Source organism: Methylobacterium sp. 174MFSha1.1, from assembly GCF_900116815.1.
Taxonomy (GTDB): Bacteria; Pseudomonadota; Alphaproteobacteria; order Rhizobiales; family Beijerinckiaceae; genus Methylobacterium.
The window spans coordinates 1-23,632 of the sequence record NZ_FPCB01000036.1 but is presented as its reverse complement, the minus strand read 5'-3'; the positions used below and the strand labels follow the sequence as shown (position 1 = coordinate 23,632).

Annotated in this window: 25 protein-coding genes; 11 read left to right on the top strand and 14 right to left on the bottom strand. The window is 70.0% G+C overall.

Features of this window, described 5'->3' with window-relative positions; all coding sequences use genetic code 11:
- Positions 1-173: 173 nt before the first annotated feature.
- From BM430_RS26475 to BM430_RS26460, 4 genes are all read right to left on the bottom strand, one after another.
- Entirely contained in the window at positions 174-872 is a 699-nt protein-coding gene (locus BM430_RS26475; RefSeq protein ID WP_093570227.1) for a carbonic anhydrase, read from the bottom strand.
- 28 nt (positions 873-900) lie between these two features.
- Positions 901-1,425 carry an NUDIX hydrolase gene (locus tag BM430_RS26470; RefSeq protein WP_093570226.1) on the bottom strand — a complete coding sequence of 175 codons (525 nt, stop codon included), beginning with the start codon at positions 1,423-1,425 and terminating at the stop codon, positions 901-903.
- Entirely contained in the window at positions 1,422-2,153 is a 732-nt protein-coding gene (locus tag BM430_RS26465; RefSeq protein ID WP_093570225.1) for a DUF429 domain-containing protein, read from the bottom strand. The genes BM430_RS26470 and BM430_RS26465 overlap by 4 nt, the downstream gene beginning before the upstream one ends.
- Before the next feature lie 299 nt (positions 2,154-2,452).
- The gene (locus BM430_RS26460; RefSeq protein ID WP_143132138.1) at positions 2,453-3,832 is read right to left on the bottom strand and encodes a D-amino acid dehydrogenase; all 1,380 of its coding nucleotides are present in this window, start codon (positions 3,830-3,832) and stop codon (positions 2,453-2,455) included.
- A gap of 56 nt (positions 3,833-3,888) precedes the next feature.
- On the opposite strand from BM430_RS26460, the gene BM430_RS26455 reads away from it, so the two are divergent.
- Both BM430_RS26455 and BM430_RS26450 read left to right on the top strand, forming a co-directional pair.
- Positions 3,889-4,338 (top strand): Lrp/AsnC family transcriptional regulator, encoded by a 450-nt coding sequence (locus BM430_RS26455; protein ID WP_244539673.1) that lies wholly within the window; start codon positions 3,889-3,891, stop codon positions 4,336-4,338.
- A gap of 238 nt (positions 4,339-4,576) precedes the next feature.
- Positions 4,577-4,966 carry a helix-turn-helix domain-containing protein gene (locus BM430_RS26450; protein WP_093570222.1) on the top strand — a complete coding sequence of 130 codons (390 nt, stop codon included), beginning with the start codon at positions 4,577-4,579 and terminating at the stop codon, positions 4,964-4,966.
- 9 nt (positions 4,967-4,975) lie between these two features.
- On the opposite strand, the gene BM430_RS26445 is transcribed toward BM430_RS26450, so the two are convergent.
- Positions 4,976-5,671 carry a GntR family transcriptional regulator gene (locus BM430_RS26445; RefSeq protein WP_093570221.1) on the bottom strand — a complete coding sequence of 232 codons (696 nt, stop codon included), beginning with the start codon at positions 5,669-5,671 and terminating at the stop codon, positions 4,976-4,978.
- Positions 5,672-5,852: 181 nt separating this feature from the next.
- Between BM430_RS26445 and BM430_RS26440 the strand changes: the two genes are divergently transcribed.
- The 6 genes from BM430_RS26440 (at position 5,853) to BM430_RS26415 (ending at position 11,671) form a co-directional block, all read left to right on the top strand.
- A complete protein-coding gene (locus tag BM430_RS26440) occupies positions 5,853-6,878 on the top strand; it encodes an ABC transporter substrate-binding protein (RefSeq protein ID WP_093570220.1) in 1,026 nt (341 codons plus the stop codon).
- Positions 6,879-6,908: 30 nt separating this feature from the next.
- Positions 6,909-7,676 (top strand): ABC transporter ATP-binding protein, encoded by a 768-nt coding sequence (locus BM430_RS26435; protein WP_093570219.1) that lies wholly within the window; start codon positions 6,909-6,911, stop codon positions 7,674-7,676.
- Between the two features lie 28 nt (positions 7,677-7,704).
- Positions 7,705-8,568 (top strand): ABC transporter permease, encoded by an 864-nt coding sequence (locus BM430_RS26430; RefSeq protein ID WP_210188460.1) that lies wholly within the window; start codon positions 7,705-7,707, stop codon positions 8,566-8,568.
- Positions 8,569-8,803: 235 nt separating this feature from the next.
- On the top strand, positions 8,804-10,600 hold the full coding sequence (gene araD / locus BM430_RS26425) for an L-arabinonate dehydratase (protein WP_093570218.1): 1,797 nt from the start codon (positions 8,804-8,806) through the stop codon (positions 10,598-10,600).
- Between the two features lie 35 nt (positions 10,601-10,635).
- Positions 10,636-11,385, top strand: a complete 750-nt coding sequence (locus BM430_RS26420) for an FkbM family methyltransferase (RefSeq protein ID WP_093570217.1) — start codon at positions 10,636-10,638, stop codon at positions 11,383-11,385.
- Between the two features lie 58 nt (positions 11,386-11,443).
- Complete coding sequence (locus BM430_RS26415; RefSeq protein ID WP_093570216.1) at positions 11,444-11,671, top strand: hypothetical protein; 228 nt, start codon at positions 11,444-11,446, stop codon at positions 11,669-11,671.
- Positions 11,672-11,727: 56 nt separating this feature from the next.
- On the opposite strand, the gene BM430_RS26410 is transcribed toward BM430_RS26415, so the two are convergent.
- The 8 genes from BM430_RS26410 to BM430_RS26375 all read right to left on the bottom strand — a co-directional run bounded on the left by BM430_RS26410 (position 11,728) and on the right by BM430_RS26375 (position 19,759).
- Complete coding sequence (locus tag BM430_RS26410) at positions 11,728-11,961, bottom strand: hypothetical protein (protein WP_093570215.1); 234 nt, start codon at positions 11,959-11,961, stop codon at positions 11,728-11,730.
- Positions 11,962-12,260: 299 nt separating this feature from the next.
- Positions 12,261-12,494: a hypothetical protein gene (locus tag BM430_RS26405; protein WP_093570273.1), complete on the bottom strand. Its 234-nt coding sequence runs from the start codon at positions 12,492-12,494 to the stop codon at positions 12,261-12,263.
- 219 nt (positions 12,495-12,713) lie between these two features.
- Positions 12,714-13,658 carry a 2-hydroxyacid dehydrogenase gene (locus tag BM430_RS26400; RefSeq protein ID WP_093570214.1) on the bottom strand — a complete coding sequence of 315 codons (945 nt, stop codon included), beginning with the start codon at positions 13,656-13,658 and terminating at the stop codon, positions 12,714-12,716.
- Positions 13,658-15,283 (bottom strand): ABC transporter ATP-binding protein, encoded by a 1,626-nt coding sequence (locus tag BM430_RS26395; RefSeq protein WP_093570213.1) that lies wholly within the window; start codon positions 15,281-15,283, stop codon positions 13,658-13,660. The genes BM430_RS26400 and BM430_RS26395 overlap by 1 nt, the downstream gene beginning before the upstream one ends.
- Positions 15,284-15,285: 2 nt before the next feature.
- Positions 15,286-16,164 (bottom strand): ABC transporter permease, encoded by an 879-nt coding sequence (locus BM430_RS26390; RefSeq protein WP_244539672.1) that lies wholly within the window; start codon positions 16,162-16,164, stop codon positions 15,286-15,288.
- Positions 16,164-17,132 (bottom strand): ABC transporter permease, encoded by a 969-nt coding sequence (locus tag BM430_RS26385; RefSeq protein WP_093570212.1) that lies wholly within the window; start codon positions 17,130-17,132, stop codon positions 16,164-16,166. The genes BM430_RS26390 and BM430_RS26385 overlap by 1 nt, the downstream gene beginning before the upstream one ends.
- 11 nt (positions 17,133-17,143) lie before the next feature.
- A complete protein-coding gene (locus BM430_RS26380) occupies positions 17,144-18,697 on the bottom strand; it encodes an ABC transporter substrate-binding protein (RefSeq protein ID WP_093570211.1) in 1,554 nt (517 codons plus the stop codon).
- Between the two features lie 294 nt (positions 18,698-18,991).
- Entirely contained in the window at positions 18,992-19,759 is a 768-nt protein-coding gene (locus tag BM430_RS26375; RefSeq protein ID WP_093570210.1) for a class II aldolase/adducin family protein, read from the bottom strand.
- Positions 19,760-19,994: 235 nt separating this feature from the next.
- Between BM430_RS26375 and BM430_RS26370 the strand changes: the two genes are divergently transcribed.
- The 3 genes from BM430_RS26370 to BM430_RS26360 are packed head-to-tail and all read left to right on the top strand — an operon-like array spanning position 19,995 to position 22,054.
- Positions 19,995-20,678: a GntR family transcriptional regulator gene (locus tag BM430_RS26370; protein ID WP_244539671.1), complete on the top strand. Its 684-nt coding sequence runs from the start codon at positions 19,995-19,997 to the stop codon at positions 20,676-20,678.
- 13 nt (positions 20,679-20,691) lie between these two features.
- Complete coding sequence (locus BM430_RS26365) at positions 20,692-21,720, top strand: histone deacetylase family protein (protein ID WP_093570208.1); 1,029 nt, start codon at positions 20,692-20,694, stop codon at positions 21,718-21,720.
- A gap of 13 nt (positions 21,721-21,733) precedes the next feature.
- A complete protein-coding gene (locus tag BM430_RS26360; RefSeq protein WP_093570207.1) occupies positions 21,734-22,054 on the top strand; it encodes a cupin domain-containing protein in 321 nt (106 codons plus the stop codon).
- Positions 22,055-22,125: 71 nt separating this feature from the next.
- Here the strand turns inward: BM430_RS26360 and BM430_RS26355 are convergent.
- Positions 22,126-23,632, bottom strand: a 1,507-nt coding sequence (locus tag BM430_RS26355) for a flagellin (protein WP_143132137.1), incomplete at its 5' end; no start/stop codon positions are given.

Below are 23,632 nucleotides of genomic sequence, written 5' to 3'. Positions count from 1 at the left end.
GACCGCTCGCTTCGTTCGAATCTTCATCCCAAAACCGTGCGGACCGGGGCCGGGCACGATGGGCGGCCGCGGATCCGGCACGGGGCCGCCCCTTGCTCCCTCTCCTCGCCCTGCATCGACCGGCCAAGCGTCGCCCAGGCCCTTTCGCGGCCCGGGCCCCGGTCGATCCGCGCTCAGCCCCCGCTGCCCGCCTCGTCCTGGCACCGGATCAGCTTCGTCGCGCCGGCGGCCCGGTCGGGCTCGGCGAGGCGGAACTCGCCGGTCTCGGGGTCGCGGATGCGCAATTGCCCGGTGGCGATGCCGAAATGCGCGCCGTGGAGCTGCAGCTTGCCGCGCTCGACCAGGATGCGCACGCAGGGGAACGTCATCAGGTTCCTGAGGCTGTTCGTCACCGTGGCGTATTCGAGCTGCTCCAGGTAGTCCGGCCCGCGCGGCTCGTCGCCGAGCGCCTCCGCCGCCGGGCGGATCAGCGAGACCCAGCGGCCGATGAAGTCGCCCGGCGAGAGGGGCGCGGCATCGTCCGCGAAGGCCCGCACGCCGCCGCAGCGGGCATGGCCCAGAACCACGATGTGCTTCACCTTGAGCGCCTGCACGGCGAATTCGAGCGCCGCCGAGGTGCCGTGATACTCGCCGCCGGTCTCGAAGGGCGGGACGAGGTTGGCGACGTTGCGCACCACGAACAATTCGCCCGGCCGCGCGTCGAAGATCACCTCCGGCGAGACCCGGCTGTCGCAGCAGCTGATGATCAGGATCTCGGGGCTCTGCCCCTCGGCGAGGCTGGCGTAGCGGTCCTGCTCGCGCACGAAGCGGTCGTCGAGGAAGGCGCGGTAGCCCTCCGTCAGCGCCGGGGGGAAGGGGGTCGCGTCGGTCATGATCGTGCTCCTCTCGGAAGAATCCGGCTTACGCTGCGCCCGGCCCCCACGACAACGTCACCACCTCCGGCGTCTCGCCGGCGACGAGGCGCTTCGCCAGGTCCGCGAGCCCCTGCGGCTCGACCCGCTCGTGGGTCGCGGCGAGCTCGTCGAGGGGCCACCAGCGGGTGCCGTAGACCGGGTTGTCCTCGGTCTCGGCGAGGCGGCTGGTATCCACCTTGTCATCGGGCAGCCGGACCACGAAGTAGCGCTCGCGGGCGAAGCGCGACTTGTTGAACAGCGTGAACGGCCCGTCGCAGCGGGCGACCTGGGGCCCGAGGGCTACGTCCTTGACGCCGATCTCCTCCTCCAGCTCGCGCCGACAGGCTTCTTCCGGCGTCTCGCCGGGCTCGATGCCGCCGCCGGGCATGAACCAGAAGGTCCGGTCCCCCGGCCGGCCCGGATCGACGTCGCGGGAGGCCTCGTAGGCGATCAGCAGGAGCCGGCCCGCCGGGTCGAGCACCAGGGCGCGGGCGATGTCGCGGGTCGCGAGATCAGTCGGAGCTTCGGTCATGCGGGTGCCTCGCTGTGGGGAAGCGTCCAGATCGCGGCCGGCAGGCCGTGGGCGTCGCGCTCCGGCGGATCGGGATACGGCACCCCGCGCCCGTTGGCGATGGCCCGCGCGACGGCGAACGCCGCCAGCGCGTCGAGGAGGTCGTCGGGCTTTGCGCCGCGCGGGGCCGCGAGGTCGGCCGGCAGGCCGGCTCTCGCCAGGAGATCGCGCCGCAGGGCCGCGCCGGCGGGCTTGCGCTTCGGCTCGGGGAGCGGGGTGCCGCCGTTGAGGCAGAGGAAGGCGAGTTCGGGGTGCACCTCGTAGACCCGGTCTTGCAGCTCCGGCCGGGCGCGCAGCAACTCATCCGCCTCGCGGATGCGGGGAAAGATCGCGTTGGCGGGCGGCGAGGGGGCGAAGGGCTGGGTCTCGGGCCGGCGCGACAGGGCGATGGCCGCGGTGTAGTCGGGCGCGTAGACGACGCGGCGGGACGAGGTCGGGAAGACCGAGGCGCGCCGCGGCCCGAGGAGGGCGCGGACCAGCACTTCCGCCGCGCGGCCGCCCGGCCCGACCCGGTCGGGCAGGCCGATCGGGATGTCGACGGCGACGATCGCGGGCGCTTCGGCTGCGTCGCAGACGGCTGAGAGGTTCGGCAGGACGCGGGCGCGGAGGGTGTCGGACGGCCCGTCGCGCGGGCCGGAGACCGCGACCCAGCCGCCCGGGCACCCGTCCACCCCTGCGACCCACGTCATGCGCGGTTTCCCATGCGCCGTTCTCCGCTGGGGCGGAGATGTAGCGTCCGGAGATCGTTTGTCGCGGGCGACGCCTGCTCGATGGTGACGGCAGGCCGGACCTGCATCGGCGTTGCAAACGCACAATGTCGTCCCGGGGCCGCGCAGCGGAACCCGGGATCCATAACCGCCAACGCTTCAGGATTGAGCGGATCGCGTTCCGCCTTATTCGGCACCGTCACTGGTTATGGATCCCGGGTTCTCGGCTGCGCCGAGCCCCGGGATGACCAGGAGGGTATCAGTCACTGTGGTGAGACGCCTCACGCCGCCTTGGCGTAGCGCGACTCCGCGAGATCCCCATGCGCGATCTCCGGCGCCCGGCCGCCGATCAGGTCGGCGAGCAGCCTCCCTGAGCCGCAGGCCATGGTCCAGCCGAGCGTGCCGTGGCCGGTATTGGTGTAGAGGTTGGGGTAGGCGGTCGCGCCGACGATCGGGGTGCCGTCTGGGGTCATCGGGCGCAGGCCCGTCCAGAACTTCGCCTGGGAAACGTCGCCGCCCTGCGGGAAGAGATCGAGGACCGAGCGCTCCAGCGTCGCCCGGCGCGGGCCGCGCAAAGCCTGGCTGAAGCCGGCGAGCTCCGCCGTGCCGCCGACGCGGATGCGGTCGCCGAGCCGCGTGATCGCCACCTTGAAGGTCTCGTCCATCACGGTCGAGACCGGGGCGGCCTCGGCATCGGTGATCGGCAGGGTCAGGGAGTAGCCCTTGACCGGGTAGACCGGCAGATCGATGCCCAGCGGCTTCACCATCGCCGGGGTGTAGCTGCCCATGGCGGCGACGTACGTGTCCGCCGTCAGCACCTCTCCTCCGGCCAGACCAACGCCGGCGATCCGGCCGCCCTCCTGGCGAAGGCTGGTGATGGTGGCGCCGTAGCGGATCGTCACGCCCATGCGCTCGCAGATCGCCGCGAGGCGCTTGGTGAAGAGATGCGCGTCGCCGGTCTCGTCGCCGGGGAGCCGCAGGCCGCCGACGAAGGTGCCGGCGACCCGGGCGAGCGCCGGCTCGGCCGCGATGCAGCCCGCCGGGTCCAGCACCTCGTAGGGCACGCCATACTCGTCGAGCACGCCGGTGTCGTCGCCGACATGGTCGAGCTGCTTCTGGGTGCGGAAGAGCTGGAGCGTGCCCTTCTCCCGGTGATCGTAGGCGATCCCGGTCTCGGTGCGCAGGTCGCGCAGCACGTCGCGGCTGTACTCGGCGAGCCGCACCATCCGGCCCTTGTTGCGGCGGTACGCGTCCTCGGTGCAGTTCGCCAGCATCTGCGCGAGCCAGCCGTAGAGCTTGGGCTCCAGGCTCGGCCACAGCACCAGCGGGCGATGGCGCATCATCAGCCACTTCATCGCCTTGACTGGGATGCCGGGGGCGGCCCAGGGCGCCGAGTAGCCGGGCGAGACCTGGCCGGCATTGGCGAAGCTGGTCTCGAGGCCGGCGCCCGGCTGGCGGTCGAGCACCGTGACCTCGTGGCCGGCCTTGGCGAGATAGTAGGCCGAGGTGACGCCGACCACGCCGCCGCCGAGGATCAGAACGCGCATCGCCGCAAAACCTTCTGTCGCGCCTTGAGCCTCGCTGCCCGACCCGGCGCCTGGTCGATGGAGAGAGTGTCGCGCAAGGATCGCCGAATTTCCCGCCGGATCGGCGCATCGCATGCGAGATTATGCTACGACACGCATCATTCTGCGACGCGACGACAGGAGATTGCGCAGTGGCCGGGCGGGACGAGATCGACGCGCGCATCCTGCGCGTCCTGCGCGACGACGGGCGCATCAGCAACGCGGATCTCGCCGCCAGGGTCGGCCTGTCGCCCTCGGCCTGCCTGCGCCGCCTGCGGCTGCTCGAATCGAACGGGACGATCCGCGGCTACACCGCCCTGATCGAGGCCGACGAGCGCGAGCATCACATGGTGGTGCTGACCCAGATCACCCTGGAGCGGCAGACCGAGGAATCGCTCAACCGCTTCGAGGCCGCGGTGCGCCGCTGCCCGGAGGTGCGCGACTGCTACCTGATGACCGGCCTGTCGGATTACCTGATGCGGATCGAGGTCTCGGATGCGGGCGATTACGAACGCCTGCACAAGGAGGTGCTGTCGCGCCTGCCCGGCGTGGCGCGGATCCAGTCGAGCTTCGCGATCCGGACGGTGGTGGGGCGGGGGTAGGAACGGTCGAGGGCTATCGTTCATGACACATGACAGAACTGACATCCTCCAACGTCATCCCGGGGCCGCGCAGCGGAACCCGGGATCCATAACCGCCAACGCTTCAGGATGAAGCGGAGGGCTGGTCGCCCTTGACTCCAGCGTTAGCGGTTATGGATCCCGGGTTCTCGCCTGCGGCGAGCCCCGGGATGACGCAGAGAGTTGCAAATTTTTGTTTGGTTACCTTCAGTGAGATGCTATGCTCGTCGCCTTGTTCAAGGTGTTCACGCCACGGGCTCCTATGCATCCCATCGCCGACGCGACGCAGTACAAGACGGCGATCGTCGCGATGAACGGCCTCATCGACGCTGGCGCGGGTGATGAAGCGCACCCTCTGGCCCCACTCCTCGGCCTCCTCGGCGAATTCGTCGCCGATTACGAGGCGTCCGAGATGCCTTGGCCTGATGCACCGCCTGCCGAGGTTTTGCGCCTGCTGATGGAGCAGCACGGGCTCAAGCAGGGCGACCTGCCCGAGATCGGCAGCCAGGGCGTCGTCTCGGAGTTGCTGAGCGGCAAGCGCGAGCTGAACAAAAACCAGATCGCGCGCCTGTCGGAACGCTTCGGCGTCAGTCCGGCAACCTTCTTCTGAGCGCGCGGATCACGCGAAATACGCCGGCCACCGCGCCCGGATCTCGTCGCCGAGCGCGATTGACTTCGAGAGATGGTCGCGCACCGCCTCCTGCGCCGCCTCCGCCGCGCCCTCGGCGAGCGCCGCCACGATCCGCCGGTGATCGGCCACGATCTGCTGCGCCTTGCCCTCGACCGGCAGGTGCAGGCGGCGCAGGCGGTCGATGTGGCCGCTGCGGCTGCGGATCAGGTCCCACAGGTCGGGCACGTCCGCCGCGTCGCACAGGGCACGGTGGAAGGCCTCGTCGCTGGCCGACAGGCGGGCGAAGTCGCCCTGGTCCGCAAAAATCTCCTGCTCGGTCACGAAGGCCTGGAGCCGCGCGACGAGCGCCCGGTCGGGCGCGAGCGCCAGGGTGCGCACCACCTCCTGCTCGACGGCGCGGCGCAGGAACTGCGCCTGGCGGGCCGCCGCGAGGTCGATGCGGCTCACCACCGTCGCCGATTGCGGGAAGATGTCGACCAGGCCTTCCTCCTGCAGGCGCAGCAGCGCGTCGCGGATCGGGGTGGCACTGAGGCCGAAGCTCGCCTGCAATTCGGGCCGCGACAGCACCGTGCCGGGCGCGAGGTCGAGCGCGACGATCTTCTCGCGAATAAGATCGAAGACCTGCGGGGCGGCGTGGCGCGAGCGGTCGCGCAGACGCTGCGCACCGGCGAAGACGGCGTTCATGACGGTCAGAACTCTAACAGCGGCACGGAGTCGCCGAAGCGGCCCCGGAGACAGCCTAGCACGGCCCGTTCCCGGTTGACATACTAATGCATTACCATTTTAGTGAGGAGGTCAGGCCGACGATCCAGAACCACAGCGGCCGGCACGCGCCGCCCTGAGATGCGGCCCCGGGAGAACGCTCATGATCCACTCGCCCGCGCGCCGCGCCTTCGCGGCGGGCCTCCTTGCCGTCAGCGCGCTCATGGCCGGCCTCGGCCCGGCCGTCGCGCAGCAGAAGAGCGAGATCGCGATCACGCGCCAGCCCGGCATCATCTACCTGCCGACCCACATCATCGAGAAGCAGGGGCTGATCGAGAAGCACGCCGAGAAGCTCGGCGTGCCGGGCGTGAAGACGAAGTGGATCACCTTCTCGGGCGGCGGCAGCCAGACCGACGCGCTGCTCGCCGGCGGGGTCGACATCGTCAATACCGGCACCGGCAACCTGCTGCTGCTGTGGGACCGCACCCGGGGCGGGGTGAAGGGCATCGTCGCCACCTCGGCGCTGCCGCTGCTGCTCGTCAGCCGCGACCCGAAGATCAAGACGATCAAGGACATCGCGCCCGGCGACAAGATCGCGGTGCCGACCGTCAAGGTCTCGACGCAGGCGATCCTGCTGCAGATGGCGGCAGGCGAGATCTGGGGCGCCGACCAGTCGGGCCGGCTCGACGCGAACACCGTGCAGCTCGGGCATCCGGACGCGGCGATCGCGCTCGCCAACCCCACCCACGAGATCAAGACCCACTTCGCCGCGCCGCCGTTCCAGTATGTCGAGCTGCGCAACGTGCCCGGCGCGCACATCGTCGCCCGCTCGCCCGACATCATCGGCGGGCCGCTGACGCAGGGCCAGTTCTTCACCACCACCAAGTTCGCCGACGCGAACCCGAAGATCATCCAGGCGGTTCGCTCCGCGTCGGAAGAGGCACAGGCCCTGATCCGTTCGGACACGCGCAAGGCGGTCGAGATCTACCGCGAGGTGACCGGCGACAAGACCAGCGTCGAGGATCTGCTGAGCTATCTCAAGGAGCCCGGCATGATGGAGTTCAACCTCCAGCCTCAGGGCACGATGCGCTTCGCCGAGCATCTCGGCCGGATCGGCACTCTTCGGAATAAGCCGAAGGCCTGGACCGATTACTACCTGCCGGTCGCCCACGACCTGAGCGGCAACTGACGCGACCTCGCCGAGAAGGGACACGCCATCATGACCGCGCTCCTCGACGTCCGCGGCGTCACCTTGCGCTACAAGACTCCCAACGTGCTCGTCACCGCGACCGAGCGCGTCAGCTTCAAGGTCGACACCTCCGACCGCTTCGTGCTGCTCGGGCCGTCCGGCTGCGGCAAGTCCACCCTGCTCAAGGCGGTGGGCGGCTACATGCACCCGACCGAGGGCGAGATCCGCATCAAGGACCGGGTGGTCAAGGAGCCCGGCGCCGACCGGATGATGGTCTTCCAGGAATTCGACCAGCTCCTGCCCTGGAAGACGGTGCTCGAGAACGTCATGTTCCCGCTCCTCAACGCCCGAAAGATGCCCCGCCGCGAGGCGGAGGAGCGGGCGCGGGCCTATATCGAGAAGGTCAGCCTGACGCGGGCCATCGACAGTTACCCCCACACCCTGTCGGGCGGCATGAAGCAGCGCGTGGCGATCGCCCGCGGCATGGCGATGGAGCCCGACATCCTCCTGATGGACGAGCCCTTCGCGGCGCTCGACGCGCTCACCCGGCGCACCTGCCAGGACGAGCTGCTGCAGCTGTGGGAGGAGACGAAGTTCACGGTGCTCTTCGTCACCCACTCGATCGCCGAGGCGATCAAGATCGGCAACCGCATCCTCCTGCTCTCGCCCCATCCGGGCCGGGTCAAGGCCGAGGTGCGCGACGTCGACAAGGTCTCGGCGCATGACGGCAGCGCCGGCCAGCTCGAGCAGCAGATCCACGACCTGCTGTTCACCGACGAGCCCGCCCATCACCATTGATCGCCGCGCCCGAGAGGAGGCACAAGCCATGAGCGCCACCATGCCGGCCCGCATCATCATGAGCGATGCGGCCCCCGCCGCCGACGGCGCGGTCGAGCGCCAGCTCGGCACCGCCGAGATCCTGTGGAACAGCGGCTTCGTCCGCAAGACCGCGATCATCATCGTGCTGGCGCTGATCTGGGAGATCTACGCCCGCTTCCTCGACAACCCGCTCCTGTTTCCGACCTTCTCCGACACCGTCACGACGCTGTGGCAGCAGACCCTCGACGGCACGATCCCGAACCGTGCCTTCACGTCGATCAAGGTGCTGCTGATGGGCTACGCCGCCGGCATCCTGCTCGCCGCGACGCTCACCATGGTGGCGATCTCGACCCGCATCGGCACCGACTTCCTCGAGACGATGACGGCGATGTTCAACCCGCTGCCGGCCATCGCGCTCCTGCCGCTGGCGCTGATCTGGTTCGGCCTCGGCAACGGCAGCCTGGTCTTCGTGCTGATCCACTCGGTCCTGTGGGCGGTGGCGCTCAACACCCATTCGGGCTTCCGCGGCGTCTCGAACACCCTGCGGATGGTCGGGCGCAATTACGGCCTGAAGGGCATTCCCTACGTCACCAAGATCCTGATCCCGGCGGCGTTTCCGAGCATCCTCACCGGCCTCAAGATTGGCTGGGCCTTCGCCTGGCGCACGCTGATCGCGGCGGAGCTGGTCTTCGGCGTGTCGTCGGGGGCGGGTGGCCTCGGCTGGTTCATCTTCGAGAACCGCAACCTCCTCGACATCCCCGCCGTCTTCGCGGGCCTGCTCACCGTGATCATCATCGGCCTCGTGGTCGAGAACCTGATCTTCCGCACGCTGGAGCGGCGGACGGTGCAGAAATGGGGCTTGCAGCACTGACTTAAAAACCCTCCCCCCTCTGCGGGGGAGGGTGGCCCGCGAAGCGGGCCGGGAGAGGGGACCGCGACGCTGGTCCATAGGGCGCCCGTCAGAACGGTTCAGTCATTTCCGGAAGCGGCGTCCCTCTCCCGGCCCCTGCTGACGCAGGAGCCACCCTCCCCCGCAGAAGGGGGAGGGAATGGGCGTCGCGGGGCCGATCAAGCTAGAAGACAACAACCAACAGGAGCCGAAAACCATGGCCCGCGACCCGCTCACCCCGCCCGAACTCGAGCCCGGCAGCATTCCGGACGGCCCGCAGGCCCTGCGCCGCGAGCCCGCCTCCTTGCGCTCCGCGCGCTGGTTCGGCCCGGCGGACCTGCGCTCCTTCGGGCACCGCTCGCGGGCGATGCAGATGGGCTACACGCCCGAGGAATGGACCGGGAAGCCGGTCATCGCGATCCTCAACACCTGGTCCGACCTCCAGCCCTGCCACGCCCATTTCAAGCACCGCGTCGACGACGTGAAGCGCGGCATCCTGATGGCGGGGGGATTCCCGGTCGAATTGCCGGCGATCTCGGTCTCCGAGAGCTTCGTCAAGCCGACCACCATGCTCTACCGCAACATGCTGGCGATGGAGACCGAGGAGCTGCTGCGCTCCCACCCGGTCGACGGCGCGGTGCTGATGGGCGGCTGCGACAAGTCCACCCCGGGCCTGCTGCTCGGCGCCACCAGCATGAACCTGCCGGCGATCTACATCCCGGCCGGGCCGATGCTGCGCGGCAACTGGCAGGGCAAGGTGCTGGGCTCGGGCTCCGACAGCTGGAAGTACTGGGACGAATTGCGCGCCGGCAAGATCACCGACCAGGACTGGCTCGGGATCGAGGGCGGCATCGCCCGCTCCTACGGCACCTGCATGACCATGGGCACCGCCTCGACCATGACGGCGATCGCCGAGGCCGTCGGCATGGTGCTGCCCGGCGGCTCGTCGATCCCCGCGGCCGATGCCGGCCACATTCGCATGTGCTCGGAATCCGGCCGGCGCATCGTCGACATGGTGTGGGAGGACCTGACCCCGCAGCGGATCCAGACACGCGAGGCCTACGAGAACGCGATCGCGGTCGCGATGGCGATGGGCTGCTCGACCAACGCGATCATCCACCTGATCGCCATGGCGCGCCGCGCCGGCCACGCCATCGGCCTCGACGATTTCGAGCGCTACAGCCGCCAGGTGCCGGTGATCGGCAATGTCAGGCCGAGCGGCAACGCCTACCTGATGGAGGACTTCTATTACGCCGGCGGCATCCGCGCGCTGATGAACGAGATCCGCGAGCACCTGCATCTCGACTGCCTGACGGTGAGCGGCCAGACCCTCGGCGAGGTGATCGAGGGTGCGAAGGTCTACAATGCCGACGTGATCCGGCCCTTGTCGAACCCGGTCTACGGCCAGGGCTCGCTCGCGGTGCTTAAAGGAAACCTCGCCCCGAGCGGCTGCGTCATCAAGCCGGCGGCGATGGACCAGCGCTTCCTCAAGCATTCCGGCCCGGCCCTCGTCTTCGACGATTACCCCTCCCTCAAGGCGGCGATCGACGACGAGAATCTCGACGTGACCGCCGACCACGTCCTGGTGCTGCGCAATGCCGGGCCGCAGGGCGGTCCCGGCATGCCCGAATGGGGCATGCTGCCGATGCCGAAGAAGCTGCTGAGGCAAGGCCACCGCGACATGCTGCGCCTGTCGGATGCGCGGATGAGCGGCACCAGCTACGGCGCCTGCGTGCTCCACGTCGCGCCGGAATCCTTCATCGGCGGGCCGCTGGCGCTGCTGCGCACCGGCGACATCGTCAGCGTCGACGTCGAGGCGCGCTCGATCCGCATGGAGGTCTCGGACGAGGAACTGGAGCAGCGCCGCGCCGCCTGGACCCCGCCGGCGCCGCGCTACGAGCGCGGCTACGGCGTGATGTTCTCGCGCCACATCCAGCAGGCGGACGAGGGCTGCGACTTCGACTTCCTGCGCACCGAGTACGGCGCCCCGGTGCCCGAGCCGGCGATCTACTGATACGGCTCCGGACGAGATTCGTCCGGAGTTCCCCGATGACCCGACCGAAGGGCACCGCCGCCGCGATCGGCCGCTCGCTGCGGCTCTATCGCGGGAAGGCCGCGCCCCACGCCGCCATGGACACCCTCTACCGCCGCTTCGTGCGCCCGGGGGACCTCGTGTTCGATGTCGGCGCCCATGTCGGCGATCGGGTGGCGGCCTTCCGCCGCCTCGGCGCCCGGGTCGTGGCTCTGGAGCCGCAGCCCGGGCCGGCCCGGGCGCTGCGCCTGCTCCACGGTCGCGATCCGGACGTGATGCTGGTGGCGGCCGCCGCGGGCGACACGCCCGGCGAGGTCGTGTTCCACCTGAACTCGGCCAATCCCACCGTCTCCTCGGCCTCTGCCGATTTCGTCGCGGGGGCGGCGGGCGCGCCGGGCTGGGAGGGACAGGTCTGGGACCGGCGCATCACGGTGCCGGCCACCACCCTCGACCGGCTGGTGGCCGAGCACGGCCGCCCGGCCTTCGTGAAGATCGACGTCGAGGGATTCGAGGACAGGGTGCTGGCGGGGCTCTCGGTGCCGCTCCCTGCCCTGTCCTTCGAGTTCACCACCATCGCGCGGGACACCGCGCTTCGCTGCCTCGACCGGCTGGCGGCCTTGGGCGCTTACGGGTTCGACGTCGCGCTCGGCGAGAGCCAGGCCCTGAGCTTCGGGCGCCTCGTCGGCCGGGACGAGATGGCGGCGCATCTCATGGCGCTGCCGATGGCGGCGAATTCCGGGGATGTCTACGCGGTGCTCCGGGCCTGAGCGGGCAAATCTTTACGCCTTCGCCCGACGCTCGGGAGCGTGCGGTAGGGAGGGCGGCATGGTCTGGCTGTTCCGGTGCGGGTGGATCGGGGCGTGTCTGGCGGCGGCGCTGAGCCTGCTGTGGCCCGTGAGCGAGGCCCATGCCGGCTCGTCCACCGCCCGGACGCAGCATCTCCTCGACGCGATGACGCGCCACGACCTGTGCGCGCGGGACGATGCCGGCCTGAAGCGGCTCCACCACGCTCTGTCGAAGCCCTCCGCCGCGAGGGCGGGTGCGACGCGGTAGGGTCTGAGGCGGGTGCCGACCCCCGTGGCCGGCACCGGTCTCGTGGAGCGGATCGCTCAGTCGGCCGAGCGGACGATCTTGGTGATGGCGAGCGGCGGGCGGCCGGACTTCTCCGCGATGTCGCGGTCCTGCTCCTCGATCACCTGGCGGACGGCGCCGTCGACGTCATGCTCCATCGTGGCGGTGCGGGGGACCCGCCGGTTGGAGCGGCGTGAGCCGTCCTCGTAGTAGACGTCGAACAGGACGAAGCCCGTATCCTGCACCTTCGGCTTCTGCTTCGAACGCAGCATGGTCGTTGACTCTTCTTGGCGGCGGAGCACACGGCGTGAAAGCGCGGCTTGGGAGCCACGCTGCGGTGCGGCCCGCGCCGCGAGGGGGAGGATCGATCAGGTGATGGCGGTCCTTCGGGCGCCCGGTCGGGGGCCCGCCTCGGAGGGGCGGGCGCGCGACGCATGCGTGGATATGGGCCCGAACGCCGCCGAACGCCAGCGCGAAGCGCCAGCGTCGATGCCGCACTGCGTCAGATGCCGTGCAGGACGGCCGCGAGGACGCCTCGCGGGTGCAGGGAAGCCGTGAAGCGGTCCGGCGATCAGCCGGTATACATCACCGCCGCCACCGGGGCGGGCTTGGTCCGGGCCGTGTGGGTCATCGCCCAGATCGACCAGGCGGCCAGCCCCGAGCAGGAGAGCAGCACCAGCCCGCGGACGTAGCGCCCGCGATGGATGTCGCGCACGGCATAGACCGGCAGCAGCGCCGCCTTGGCGATGTTGCGCAGGGCCAGAACCATCAGGATTGCCAGGAAGGCCGTCACTGTCCCGAGCATGTCCATCCCCCCTTCGGCTGGAGCGCCATGGCGAAGCTTATCCCCGCAACTCAGCGAAACGAAGCCACCCGCCCGAAATATCGCTGCGGCGTGTCAACCCAGCCACCGGGACTCTGCGCGCCGAATGGTTAACGATGGGTAGCTTGGCCGTGCGGGCCGGTGGCGATGTTCATCGGACCTGCATCGGCGCGAGCCCCTCTCCGCGACCCCGAGTCGCCGTCAGTACCCCCGCGCCGCATTCACCGTATCCGGCGGCACCCGCCCCTCCCGCACCGCCTCGGCGGCGGCGAGCAGGGTGCGGGCGACGGCCTGGGGGCTCGCGTCGCAGGCCTCGTGCGGGGTGACGCGGATCGCTGGGTGATCCCAGAACGGATGCGCGGGCGGCAGCGGCTCGGTCGCGAACACGTCGAGGGCGGCGCCGGCGAGATGGCCGGTATCGAGGGCGGCGAGGAGATCCGCCTCGACCAGATGCTCGCCGCGGCCGACCTGGATCAGGAAGCCGCCCGGGCGCAGGCGCGACAGGAGCCGGGCATCGAGGATGCCGCTTGTCTCCGGCGTCAGCGGCAGCAGATTCACCAGGACCTCGCTCTCGCCGAGCATCGCCGGGAGCCCGTCCGGCCCGTGATAGTGGGTGACGCCGGGATCCGGGCTCTGCGGGTTCCGGCTCCAGGCCCGCACCGGGAAGCCGAGGGCGGCCAGATCCGCCGCGACGCGCCGGCCGATCTTGCCGTAGCCGAGGAGCCCGACCGGCACCGCGCTCGCGTCCCGCGGGCAGAGGCGGCGCCAGACCCGGTCGCGCTGGTTCTGCATGTAGGCATCGAAGCGGCGCTGGTGGCCGACGACGTGCCAGAGCACGAAGCCCGACATCGCCCGCGCCTGGTCGGGATCGACGACGCGCACCACCGGCAGGTCGGGCGGGCGGCCCGGGCAGGCGAGCAGGTTGTCGACGCCCGCCGCGATCGAGCAGAGCGCCGCGAGGTTGGGGTAGCGCGGCAGCGCGTCGGCGGGCGGGCGCCAGCCCAGCGCGAGGCGCACCCGCTCGGGGTTCTCCGCCGGATGGTCGAGGATCTCGACCCGGTCGGCGATGGCCTCGAGCGCGTCGCCGTACAGCCCGCGGATGTCGGTGGTGGCGCTGAGCAGCACGCAGGGCAGACGGTCCATCATCACGCCGCCTGCCGCACCCGTCCCGGCACCGCGTCGAGCAGCGCACGGGTATAGGGATGCTCGGGATTGGCGAAGAGCGCACTCGCGGTCTTCAGCTCGACGATCTCGCCCTGGCGCATCACCGCGATCCGGTCGCAGATCTGCGCCGCCACCCGGAGGTCGTGGGTGATGAACAGCATCGACAGCCCGAGCCGTGCTTTCAGATCCTCGAGGAGCGCCAGCACCTGCGCCTGGACCGAGACGTCGAGGGCCGAGACCGCCTCGTCGGCGACCAGGACCTCGGGTTCGAGCGCCAGCGCCCGGGCGATGCCGATGCGCTGGCGCTGGCCGCCGGAGAATTCGTGCGGGAAGCGCTCCAGCGCCTTCTCGTCGAGGCCGACGAGACCGAGGAGGCGGCGCGCCCGTTCCATCGCCTCCGCCAGGGGCACCCCGTGCGCCACCGGCCCGTCGGCGATGATGCGCCCGACGCTGCGGCGCGGGTTGAGCGAGGCGAAGGGGTCCTGAAACACCATCTGGATGCGGCTGCGGGCCTGGCGCAGGGCCTCGCCCCTGAGCCCGGTCAGGTCGGTGTCGCCGAGGCGCACGCGGCCGGCATCGGGCTCGATCAGCCGCATGACGAGGCGCGCGACCGACGACTTGCCCGAACCCGATTCGCCGACGAGGCCGAGCGTCTCGCCGCGATGGAGCGCGAAGGCCACGTCCCGGGCCGCCGCGGTGCGCCTCTTGGCCCGCCACAGCCCGCCGCCGGTGACGTAGGTCTTCTGCAGGCCCGTCACCTCGACCGCCTTCGGCCCCGAGAGGGGCGGGCGGGAGGGCGGGTCCATGGTCGGCACCGCGGCGAGCAGCGTCCGGGTATAGGGCGCCTGCGGCCGGCCGAGCACGGCATGCGCCGCTCCCTCCTCCACCACCCGTCCGTGGCGCAGCACCAGCACCCGGTCGGCGATCTCCGCCACCACGCCGAAATCGTGGGTGATGAACAGGACCGCCATATTGCGGCGGCGCTGGAGGTCGCGGATCAGCTTCAGGATCTGGGCCTGGGTCGTGACGTCGAGGGCCGTCGTCGGCTCGTCGGCCACCAGCACCGCGGGTTCGAGAGCGAGCGCCATCGCGATCATCGCCCGCTGGCGCTGCCCTCCCGAGACCTGGTGGGGATAGGAGCGGACGATCTGCTCCGGGTTCGGCAGCCCGACCTCCCCGGCGAGCGCGACCGCGCGGGCGCGGCGCTCCTTCGGGGTCAGCTGGCCGTGGGCCTCGAACATCTCGGCCATCTGGTCGCCGATCCGCATCAGGGGGTTCAGCGCCGTCATCGGCTCCTGGAAGATCATTGCGATCCGCCGGCCGCGGGTGTCGCGCCAGGCGGCATCGTCCTGCGCGAGCAGGTCGGTGTCGCCGAGGCGGATCGTGCCGGAGACCGGCCGCACCGCCTTCGGCAGCAGGCCCATCAGGGCGTGGGCGCACATCGACTTGCCGGAGCCCGATTCGCCGACGAGGCACAGGATCTCGCCGGCGACGAGATCGAAGGAGACGCCGTCGACGGCGTTCGCCCGGTCGCCGCCCTCGGGCAGGGCGAGGCTCAAGTTCCGGACCGCGACGGCGATCCGACGGGTGTCGCTCACGGCGTTCATCGTCAGCGCTCCCGGGACAGGCGCGGGTTGAGGGCGTCGTTCAGCCCCTCGCCGATCAGGTTGAGGGCGAGCACGGTGAGCAGGATGACGAGGCCCGGGAAGGCGGTGATCCACCAGGCCTGCCGGATCACCGTGCGGCCGGCCCCGACCATGAAGCCCCAGGACATCCGGTTCGGATCGCCGAGGCCGAGGAAGGAGAGCGAGGATTCGAGGAGGATCGCGGTCGCCACCATCAGCGAGGCCAGGACGACGATCGGCGACAGGGTGTTGGGCAGAACCTCCCGGCGCAGGATGGTGAAGGTGGTCTGCCCCGTCACGATCGCCGCCTGGACGTATTCGCGCGAGCGCAACGACAGCACCTCGCCCCGGACCAGCCGGGTCACCGGCGGCCAGCTGACCAGCGCGATGGCGAGGATCATCGAGGAGAGCGAGGGCTGGAGGATCGCCACGAGCACGATGGCCAGCGCGAAGCTCGGCACGGTCTGGAACAGCTCGGTGAAGCGCATCAGGGCATCATCCACCCGGCCGCCGAGATAGCCCGCGAGCGCCCCGAGCGGCACGCCGATGAGGAGTGCGGCCAGCGTCGAGACGAGGCCGACGATCAGCGAGACGCCGGCCCCGTGCATCAGCCCGGCGGCGATGTCGCGCCCGAGCGCGTCGGTGCCGAGCGGCACCCGCTCCAGGGTGAAGGGCGGCACGAAGGGTCTTTGCACCATGCGCCAGGGCGAGGTCGGGTAGAGGACCGGGGCGAGGAACGCCGCGGCGACGACCAGGCAGAGGATCACGAGGCCGAGCACCGCGCCGGGATGGCGCAGGAAGGCGGCGAGCGGTCCGCGGCGGCGCGACCGGGCCGGGGCGGCCAGGGGAACGGCCTTGCTCATCACGCCACCTCGATGCGGGGATCGACCGCGCGGTAGACCACGTCGGTGACGAGGTTGAAGACCAGCACCATCGCGGAGGAGACCACGAAGACGCCGAGCAGCAGGTTGTAGTCGCGCTGGAGCAGCGCCTCGTACATCAGGCGCCCGATCCCCGGCCAGGCGAACACCGTCTCGGTGAGCACCGCGCCGCCGACGAGCGTCCCGGCCTGGAGGCCGGCCAGCGTCACCACCGGCAGGAGCGCGTTGCGCAGGATGTGCCGGCGCTGGATCACCCCCTCGGTCAGGCCCTTGGCCCGGGCGGTCTTCACGAAGTCGAGCCGCGAGACCTCGAGCATCGAGGAGCGGGTCATCCGCACGTAGACCGCCATGAAGAACAGCCCCAGCGTGAGGGCCGGCAGCACCAGGTGGTGGGCGATGTCGAGGGCGCGGGCGAGCCCGGTATAGCCGGCGCCGACGGTCTCGAAGCCGAAGCTCGGCAGCCATTCGAGCCTGACCGAGAACAGGATGATCGCCATCAGCGACACCCAGAACAGCGGCGTGGCGTAGAACAGGAGCGCGAGCCCGGTGATCGCGGTGTCGGCCAGCGTCCCGGCCCGCCGCGCGGCGAGCGCGCCGAGCAGCACGCCGAGCGAGAGCGAGACCGCGAAGGCGCTGCCGGTGAGCAGCAACGTCGCCGGCAGCCGCTCGCCGATCAGCGTCGCCACCGGCATCTGCTGGCGCACCGAGTAGCCGAGATCGAGTTTGACGATGTTGCCGAGATACGCGCCGAGCTGGCTCGGCAGCGGCTGGTCGAGGGCGAACTTTTCCCTGAGCTGCGCGATGAAGGCCTCGTCGCCGGCCCCCGCCTCGCCGGCCATCACCAGGGCCGGATCGCCGGGGGCGAGGCGGATCAGGAAGAAGTTCAGGACCACGATGGCGAGGAGCACCACGACGCCCTTCGCCACCCGCTGCGCGAGAAAGCCCACCATGCCGTTATTCCTCAGCGTTCGATCCAGGCGTCGCGGAACCCGTCGTTGACGCCGATGCCGGTGGTGACGAGGTCGTGGACCTTGCAGCGGGTGATGGTCGGGAACTCCAGTTCGAGCAGCCAGGCCATCGGCGCGTCCTCGACCAGGGTCTTCTGCACCGCCTCGTAGATGGGCCGGCGCTCGCCGTCGCCGACCGCGACCGCGCCCTTCGCGAAGGCCTCGTCGACGCTCGGATTCGAATAGCCCTCGACGTTGTTGAACGGCGAGCCCTTGGCGATCTGCGACGAGACGTAGTTGCGCCCGACCCCGAGCGCCGGGTCACCGTATTGGTAGAGATACGTGAAGGCGATGTCGTAGTCCCACTCGGAGGTCTTCTGGTTCCAGCCGGCGACGTCGGTGGCCACCATCTCGACCTTGATGCCGGCATCCTCGAGGTTCTGCTTCACGGCCTCGGCCCAGCGCTGCCAGGTCTCGCCGTAGGGCAGCGGCAGCAGGCGCACGGTCTCGCCCTTGTAGCCGGCCTCCTTGAGGAGCGCCTTGGCCTTGGCGGTGTCGAAGGAATACTTCGCGGCCTTCGGGTCGTGGTAGCGCACGGTCGAGGAGAACGGGCCGGTGGCCGGCTTGCCGAGGCCGTTCCAGACCACGTCGCGGGCGAAGTCCCGGTCGAGGGCGTAGGACACCGCCTGGCGGAAGGCCTTGTTGGCGGTCGGGCCCTTGCGGTTGTTGAGCCAGAGCCAGGAATGCGGGCTGAAGAACTCCCAGCCCTTGGTGGTCGAGCAGGCGCCCTTGATCTTCGACAGGCGCGGCACGTCGAAATTCTCGACCGAGCCGCCGGGCAGGATGTCGACCTTGCCGGTCTCGAACGCTACCGCCCGGGCGGCGGCGTCGGGGATCACGTGCCAGTAGATCTCGTCGAGGTAGGGTTTTCCGGCGACGTGGTAGTTCGGGTTCTTCACCAGCCGGATGTAGGAGCCCTTCTTCCACTCCTTGAACATGTAGGGGCCGGTGCCGATCGGCGTGTTGTTGGCCGGGTTGGTCTTGTAGTCGGTGCCGGCATAGATGTGCTTCGGGATCATCGGCAGCGAGCCGACCTCGAAGATGCCGAGGAACGGTCCGAACGGCTCGGAGAGGGTGAACACCACCGTGTGGGGGTCGGACGCCGTCACGCTCGCCACCCGGGTGAGGTTGCCGCGGGCGCGGGCATGGGTCTGGCGCAGCAGCTCGACCGAGAAGACCACGTCGTCGGCGGTGAACGGCTTGCCGTCGTGCCAGGTGGCGTTCTTGACGAGCTTGAAGGTGTAGGTCTTGCCGTCTTCGCTCATGCTCCAGCTCTCGGCGAGGCCGGGCAGGGGCTTGAGGGCGAAGTCGTAGCGCAGCAGGCCCTCGTAGATGTTGCCGGCCACCATCTGGGTCGGGCCGTTCTGCACCATCGCCAGCATCAGGCCGGGCGGCTCGGGCTGGATCACCGCGTTGGCGATGCCGCCGGGCTTCGGCGTGCCTTGAGCCAGAGCCGTGCCGGCGAGCGCCAGGGAGAGCACGGTGCCGGCCAGAATCGTCTTGAGCATCGGTCGAGTTTCCCTTGGTCCCTGTCGCGGCGTTGAGAAGTGCATACGCTTTGGGTCGCGCGCATCCTCCTCTCCCCGCCGGGCGGGGAGAGGGCCGTGTCTCCGTTCAGGAGACGCGGCGAGGCGGCAGCCGGGGGTGAGGGGGTGCTTCCGGAGGAGCCTCACTCGTCGAGCCCCCCTCACCCTCGCCCTGCGGGCTTGCCGTGTTCCTTGAACAGGAACACGGCCCTCTCCCCGCCCGCGGGGAGAGGAGGATGCCCGCGCTCTGCTCGGCAGCGGGTGTGTTTTGTCAGTTTATTCTTTGTAATCCGGCTCGCTGCGGTCCAGCATGCGCTTGAACGCGTCCCACTCGGTGTCGGGCAGCTGGCCCGTCTCCATCTTGTCGTAGAACGAGGCGTACTGGCCCGCGGTCTTGCTGGCGACCGCCGCCGGGGGGCGGATCAGCGGGGCGCCGGCGGCCTGCAGCGCGAGCTGCGCCCGGCACGAGCGCTCGATGTTGTGCATCAGCTTGAACGCCTCGGCGACCGAGCGGCCGCAGGTCAGCATGCCGTGGTTGCGCAGCACCATCACCGGCTTGTCGCCGAGGTCGGCCACCAGGCGCTCGCGCTCGTCGAGGTCGAGGGCGATGCCCTCATAGTCGTGATAGGCGAGGCGGCCGTGGAACTGCATCGACCACTGGTTGAGCGGCAGCAGCCCCTCCTCCTGGCACGACACGGCGACGCCCGCGACCGTGTGGGTGTGGAGCACGCAGAGCGCGTCCTCGCGGGCGGCGTGGACCGCGCTGTGGATGGTGAAGCCCGCCGGGTTGATGCCGAGGCCGCAGGGGTCGTCGACCACCCGGCCCTCGAGATCGACGGTGACGAGGTTGCCGGCCTTTACCTCCTCGAACCGCAATCCGTAAGGATTGATCAGGAAACGGTGCTCCGGCCCCGGCAACCGGGCCGAGATATGCGTGTAGATGCTGTCGTCGAGACCGAGGCGGTGGATCAGCCGGTAGGCCGCCGCGAGATCGACGCGGATGCGCTGCACCTCGTCGGCGTGCGGATGAGCGGATGACGGCATCGGACCTCCTCGCGGGCGAGTATCGGCGGCGGAGCGCGCCGCGACGACTTCGCGTGTGTGAGCGGCGCGGCGCGACAACTCGCACGCCGGCGACCGGATGCAGGAGCGGGACGGAACACGACATCGCCCGGCATATGCCTAGACTGACCCGGCCTTGCGCGGCGATCAAGCTGAAAGTGTCGACAATCGACGCCTACGCATTGCACAATGGAGGCACGGAGGTGCGATGCGCGCGATGTCCCAACCCGTCGGATTGCCGGTGCTGGCCGAGAGCGATCTCGTGCGCCAGGTCGCGCGCCGGCTCACCGACGCGATCGTGCAGGGGCGGCTCGCTCCCGGCGCCAAGGTGGCGGAGGCGGCGGTCGCCCGCGAGCTCGGCATCAGCCGGGCGCCGGTGCGGGAGGCCGCGCGCCTGCTCGAGAGCCAGGGCCTGCTCAGGGCCTCGCCGCGGCGCGGCTTCTTCGTGCGCGAACTCTCCGCGCAGGACGTCGACGAGCTCTACGACCTGCGCCTCTGCGTCGAGCGCCACGCCGCGGTCGAGGCGGCGCGCCGCCTGACGCCGGCGATCCGCGACGGCCTGCGCCGCCAGCTCGCCCTGATGCGGGATCTCGCCCGGCACGACGACCCTGCGCTGATCGTCGAGGCCGATTACGAGTTCCACCGGCTGATCTGCGCGGCCTCCGGCAACGGCCGCCTGCTGCGCCTGTTCGACGGACTGGCCTCGGAATTGCGGATCGTGATCGGGCTGATCGGCCGTCTCTACGACGACCCCGAAGAAATCGCCCGCACGCACGAGCCGGTGCTGGAGGCCATCGAGGCCGGCCACCCGGAGCGGATCGTCGCCCATGTCGACTACCATCTCGGCGTCGCGCGCCGCGAGGTCGGCCGGCTGGTGCGAAGCCTCACCCCTGCCTCTTGACCCTGGAGATCCCATGAAGGCCGTCCACTCCGAGGACCACCGCAGCCACGACCCGAAGTTCTTCCTGGTCCGCGGCCAGGTGAAGCCCGCCGCCGACCAGCCCGAGCGGGCCGACCGCCTGCTCGCCGGGCTGAAGGCCGGCAATCACACGGTCGTGGCGCCGCAGGCCCACGGCACCGGCGCCCGGGCCCGGGTGCACAGCCCCGATTACCTCGCCTTCATGGCCGAGGCCTGGGAGGCCTGGGAGGCCCTGCCCGACCACGGCGCCGAGATGATCGCCAACATCCACCCGGTGCGGGACGCCGCGACCTACCCGACCCACATCGTCGGGCGGCTCGGCTGGCACACGGTCGACACCGCCTGCCCGATCGGCCCGGGCACCCATGCGGCGGCCTCAGCGGCGACGGACGTCGCGGCGAGCGCGGCGCAAGCCGTCCTCGACGGCGAGGACGCGGTCTACGCCCTCTGCCGCCCGCCCGGCCACCACGCCTATCGCGACCGGGCCGGGGGCCATTGCTACTTCAACAACAGCGCGGTCGCCGCCGCGCACTTGCGCCAGCGCCACGCCCGGGTCGCGGTGCTCGACGTCGACGTGCATCACGGCAACGGCACGCAAGGGATCTTCTACCGCGATCCCTCCGTGCTCACGGTCTCGCTCCACGCCGACCCGCGCGGCTTCTACCCCTTCGTCTGGGGCTACGCCCACGAGCGCGGGGAGGCCGAGGGGATCGGCGCCAACCTCAACCTGCCGCTGACGCTCGGCACCGGCGACGACGACTACCTGGCGGTGCTGGAGGGCGCGGCCACCCGCACGATCCGGTCCTTCGCCCCGACGGCGCTGGTGGTGGCGCTCGGCCTCGACGCCTCGGAGCACGATCCGCTCGCGGGTCTCGCCATCACCACGGAGGGCTTCCGCCGCATCGGCGCGGTGCTCGCCGCTCTGCGCCTGCCGACGGTGCTGGTGCAGGAGGGCGGCTACCTCTCCGACCTGCTCGGCGAGAACCTGACCGCCGTGCTCGCCGGCTTCGAATCCGCCCGCTGAGGATTTTTGTACGATGGCCTTCGCCTGCACGATTCCCGCGGTCCCGACCGTCCAGCACGACGACGACACCGTCCGCATCACCCGCTGGGATTTTCCGCCCGGCGCCGTCACCGGCTGGCACGAGCACGGCTGGCCCTACTTCGTGGTGATGATCACCGCGGGCACGCTGCGGATCCACGACGGCATGCAGGTCACCGAGGTGCCGCTCGCCCACGGCCAGTCCTACCGCCGCCCGGCCGGCATCCGCCACGACGTCCAGAACGGCTCCGACCACCCGATCGCCTTCGTGGAGATCGAGGTGAAGAAGCCGGAGGGGCTGGCGGCCCTCGGCTGAAGCGTGCCTCAAAAGGGAACGGCCGGGGCGTGAGCCCCGGCCGCTTCTTTGGTGAGACTGAAACCCGCCGATCAGCGCAGGAGCTGCAGGATGCCCTGCTGCGACTGGTTGGCGAGGGACAGGGCCGAGATGCCGAGCGAGTTGCGGGTCGAGAGAGCCTGCGAGTTCGCCGCCTCCTCGTTCAGGTCGGCATTCGTCAGGTTCGCCGCGCCCGCATCGAGCACGTTGATCATCTGCTTGGTGAAGTCCTGCCGGTTCTGCACCACCGCCAAGTTGGCACCCAGGGTCGAGGCCTGGTTCTTCAGCTGGCTCGACGCGCTGTTGATCGTCGAGATCACGCTGTTGATCGAGTTGCTGTCCTGGAAGTCGGTCTGGCCGACCGCGACCATGCCGAGCAGCGAGGCGGAGACCTGCGTGCCGGAGATCTTGAGCGAGGAAGTGCCCTTCTCGTTGAAGCTGACGTTGACCGTGTCGCCCGCCAGCAGGTTCGTGCCGTTGAAGCCCGAATCCGCAGCCATCTGGTCGATCTGGTTGAGCAGGTTGTTGTAGGTGCTCACCAGGTTGTTGCGGGTGTTCGCGCCGTCACCGCTGATGATTGCGCTCGAGGTCGCAGAGCTGAACGGGTTACCGGTGCCGCTCGCCGACAGGGTCAGGTTGTCGGCGCCCGACTCGTTGGTCGTGCTGATCTTCAGCGCGCCGGTCGTGCTGTCGATGCTCGCCATCGCATTGCCCGGGGCCAGGGCGGCGTTGAGCTGATTGAGGGTCGAGATCTGGCCCGCAGCGGTGCCGAACGTCAGGTTGATCGTGTTGCTGCCGGCGACCTTGACGCTGATCGTCTTGCTGTCCAGCGCACTCTTGGTGAAGGTCTGGGTCGGGGGGGTGCCGGCCGTCGCGACCGTGTTTCCCTGGCCGGCGCCGAAGCTCTTGAGGAGCGAGAAGCCGAGGTTGGACACCTTGGCGGTCGAGGTGCTGCCGTCGCCAAGCACAATCGCGGTCGAGGAATCCGCCGCCGTGAAGTTGAACTTGCGGGCGGAGGAATCGAAAGTAGCGCTGACCGTGCCGCCAGTGGCCGTGCTGACCTTCTGTGCGAGCGAGGTCACCGTGTCGGTCCGCCCAACAGACACCATCTGACCGTTGACGGTGAAGCTGTCGCCGACAGCGAAGCCGAGGCCCGTCGCGAGTGTCGTGGCGGTCGGCACGAACGTGGTCGAGGTGCCGTTCGCCTTCGTCTGGGCGGTGCCCATCAGCAACTGCGTCGCGGTGTCGGTACCGATCTGGAACACGCCACCATCGTTCGTGCCAGTGAGCACGGCCTTGTTGCTGGCGATCGAGAAGACGACGCTCGATCCGGCGGCCTTGAGCTGGTTGTTGATGGAGGTCGTCAGCGCAGCGGGAGTGGCGTCGTCGATGCCCTTGGTCAGGGTGATGTTGACGCCGTCGAGGCTGACCGTGGTGGAGTTGTTACTGCCGAAGATCGCACCGATGTTGGCGGTGGTGTCCAGGGTGGCGGAGCCGGTGCCGGCGGTCAGCGTCATGGCGAGGTTGCCGGAGGCCGAGCCGATCGCACCATCACTGGTC

What these genes read in the sequence shown, in the direction of transcription:
- BM430_RS26475 (WP_093570227.1), bottom strand. Translation starts at nt 872, where the DNA reads ATGACCGACGCGACCCCCTTCCCCCCGGCGCTGACGGAGGGCTACCGC.
- BM430_RS26470 (WP_093570226.1), bottom strand. Translation starts at nt 1,425, where the DNA reads ATGACCGAAGCTCCGACTGATCTCGCGACCCGCGACATCGCCCGCGCC.
- BM430_RS26465 (WP_093570225.1), bottom strand. Translation starts at nt 2,153, where the DNA reads ATGACGTGGGTCGCAGGGGTGGACGGGTGCCCGGGCGGCTGGGTCGCG.
- BM430_RS26460 (WP_143132138.1), bottom strand. Translation starts at nt 3,832, where the DNA reads ATGCGATGCGCCGATCCGGCGGGAAATTCGGCGATCCTTGCGCGACAC.
- BM430_RS26450 (WP_093570222.1), top strand. Translation starts at nt 4,577, where the DNA reads ATGCTCGTCGCCTTGTTCAAGGTGTTCACGCCACGGGCTCCTATGCAT.
- BM430_RS26445 (WP_093570221.1), bottom strand. Translation starts at nt 5,671, where the DNA reads ATGAACGCCGTCTTCGCCGGTGCGCAGCGTCTGCGCGACCGCTCGCGC.
- BM430_RS26440 (WP_093570220.1), top strand. Translation starts at nt 5,853, where the DNA reads ATGATCCACTCGCCCGCGCGCCGCGCCTTCGCGGCGGGCCTCCTTGCC.
- BM430_RS26435 (WP_093570219.1), top strand. Translation starts at nt 6,909, where the DNA reads ATGACCGCGCTCCTCGACGTCCGCGGCGTCACCTTGCGCTACAAGACT.
- BM430_RS26430 (WP_210188460.1), top strand. Translation starts at nt 7,705, where the DNA reads ATGAGCGCCACCATGCCGGCCCGCATCATCATGAGCGATGCGGCCCCC.
- araD (WP_093570218.1), top strand. Translation starts at nt 8,804, where the DNA reads ATGGCCCGCGACCCGCTCACCCCGCCCGAACTCGAGCCCGGCAGCATT.
- BM430_RS26420 (WP_093570217.1), top strand. Translation starts at nt 10,636, where the DNA reads ATGACCCGACCGAAGGGCACCGCCGCCGCGATCGGCCGCTCGCTGCGG.
- BM430_RS26415 (WP_093570216.1), top strand. Translation starts at nt 11,444, where the DNA reads ATGGTCTGGCTGTTCCGGTGCGGGTGGATCGGGGCGTGTCTGGCGGCG.
- BM430_RS26410 (WP_093570215.1), bottom strand. Translation starts at nt 11,961, where the DNA reads ATGCTGCGTTCGAAGCAGAAGCCGAAGGTGCAGGATACGGGCTTCGTC.
- BM430_RS26405 (WP_093570273.1), bottom strand. Translation starts at nt 12,494, where the DNA reads ATGCTCGGGACAGTGACGGCCTTCCTGGCAATCCTGATGGTTCTGGCC.
- BM430_RS26400 (WP_093570214.1), bottom strand. Translation starts at nt 13,658, where the DNA reads ATGATGGACCGTCTGCCCTGCGTGCTGCTCAGCGCCACCACCGACATC.
- BM430_RS26395 (WP_093570213.1), bottom strand. Translation starts at nt 15,283, where the DNA reads ATGAACGCCGTGAGCGACACCCGTCGGATCGCCGTCGCGGTCCGGAAC.
- BM430_RS26390 (WP_244539672.1), bottom strand. Translation starts at nt 16,164, where the DNA reads ATGAGCAAGGCCGTTCCCCTGGCCGCCCCGGCCCGGTCGCGCCGCCGC.
- BM430_RS26385 (WP_093570212.1), bottom strand. Translation starts at nt 17,132, where the DNA reads ATGGTGGGCTTTCTCGCGCAGCGGGTGGCGAAGGGCGTCGTGGTGCTC.
- BM430_RS26380 (WP_093570211.1), bottom strand. Translation starts at nt 18,697, where the DNA reads ATGCTCAAGACGATTCTGGCCGGCACCGTGCTCTCCCTGGCGCTCGCC.
- BM430_RS26375 (WP_093570210.1), bottom strand. Translation starts at nt 19,759, where the DNA reads ATGCCGTCATCCGCTCATCCGCACGCCGACGAGGTGCAGCGCATCCGC.
- BM430_RS26370 (WP_244539671.1), top strand. Translation starts at nt 19,995, where the DNA reads ATGTCCCAACCCGTCGGATTGCCGGTGCTGGCCGAGAGCGATCTCGTG.
- BM430_RS26365 (WP_093570208.1), top strand. Translation starts at nt 20,692, where the DNA reads ATGAAGGCCGTCCACTCCGAGGACCACCGCAGCCACGACCCGAAGTTC.
- BM430_RS26360 (WP_093570207.1), top strand. Translation starts at nt 21,734, where the DNA reads ATGGCCTTCGCCTGCACGATTCCCGCGGTCCCGACCGTCCAGCACGAC.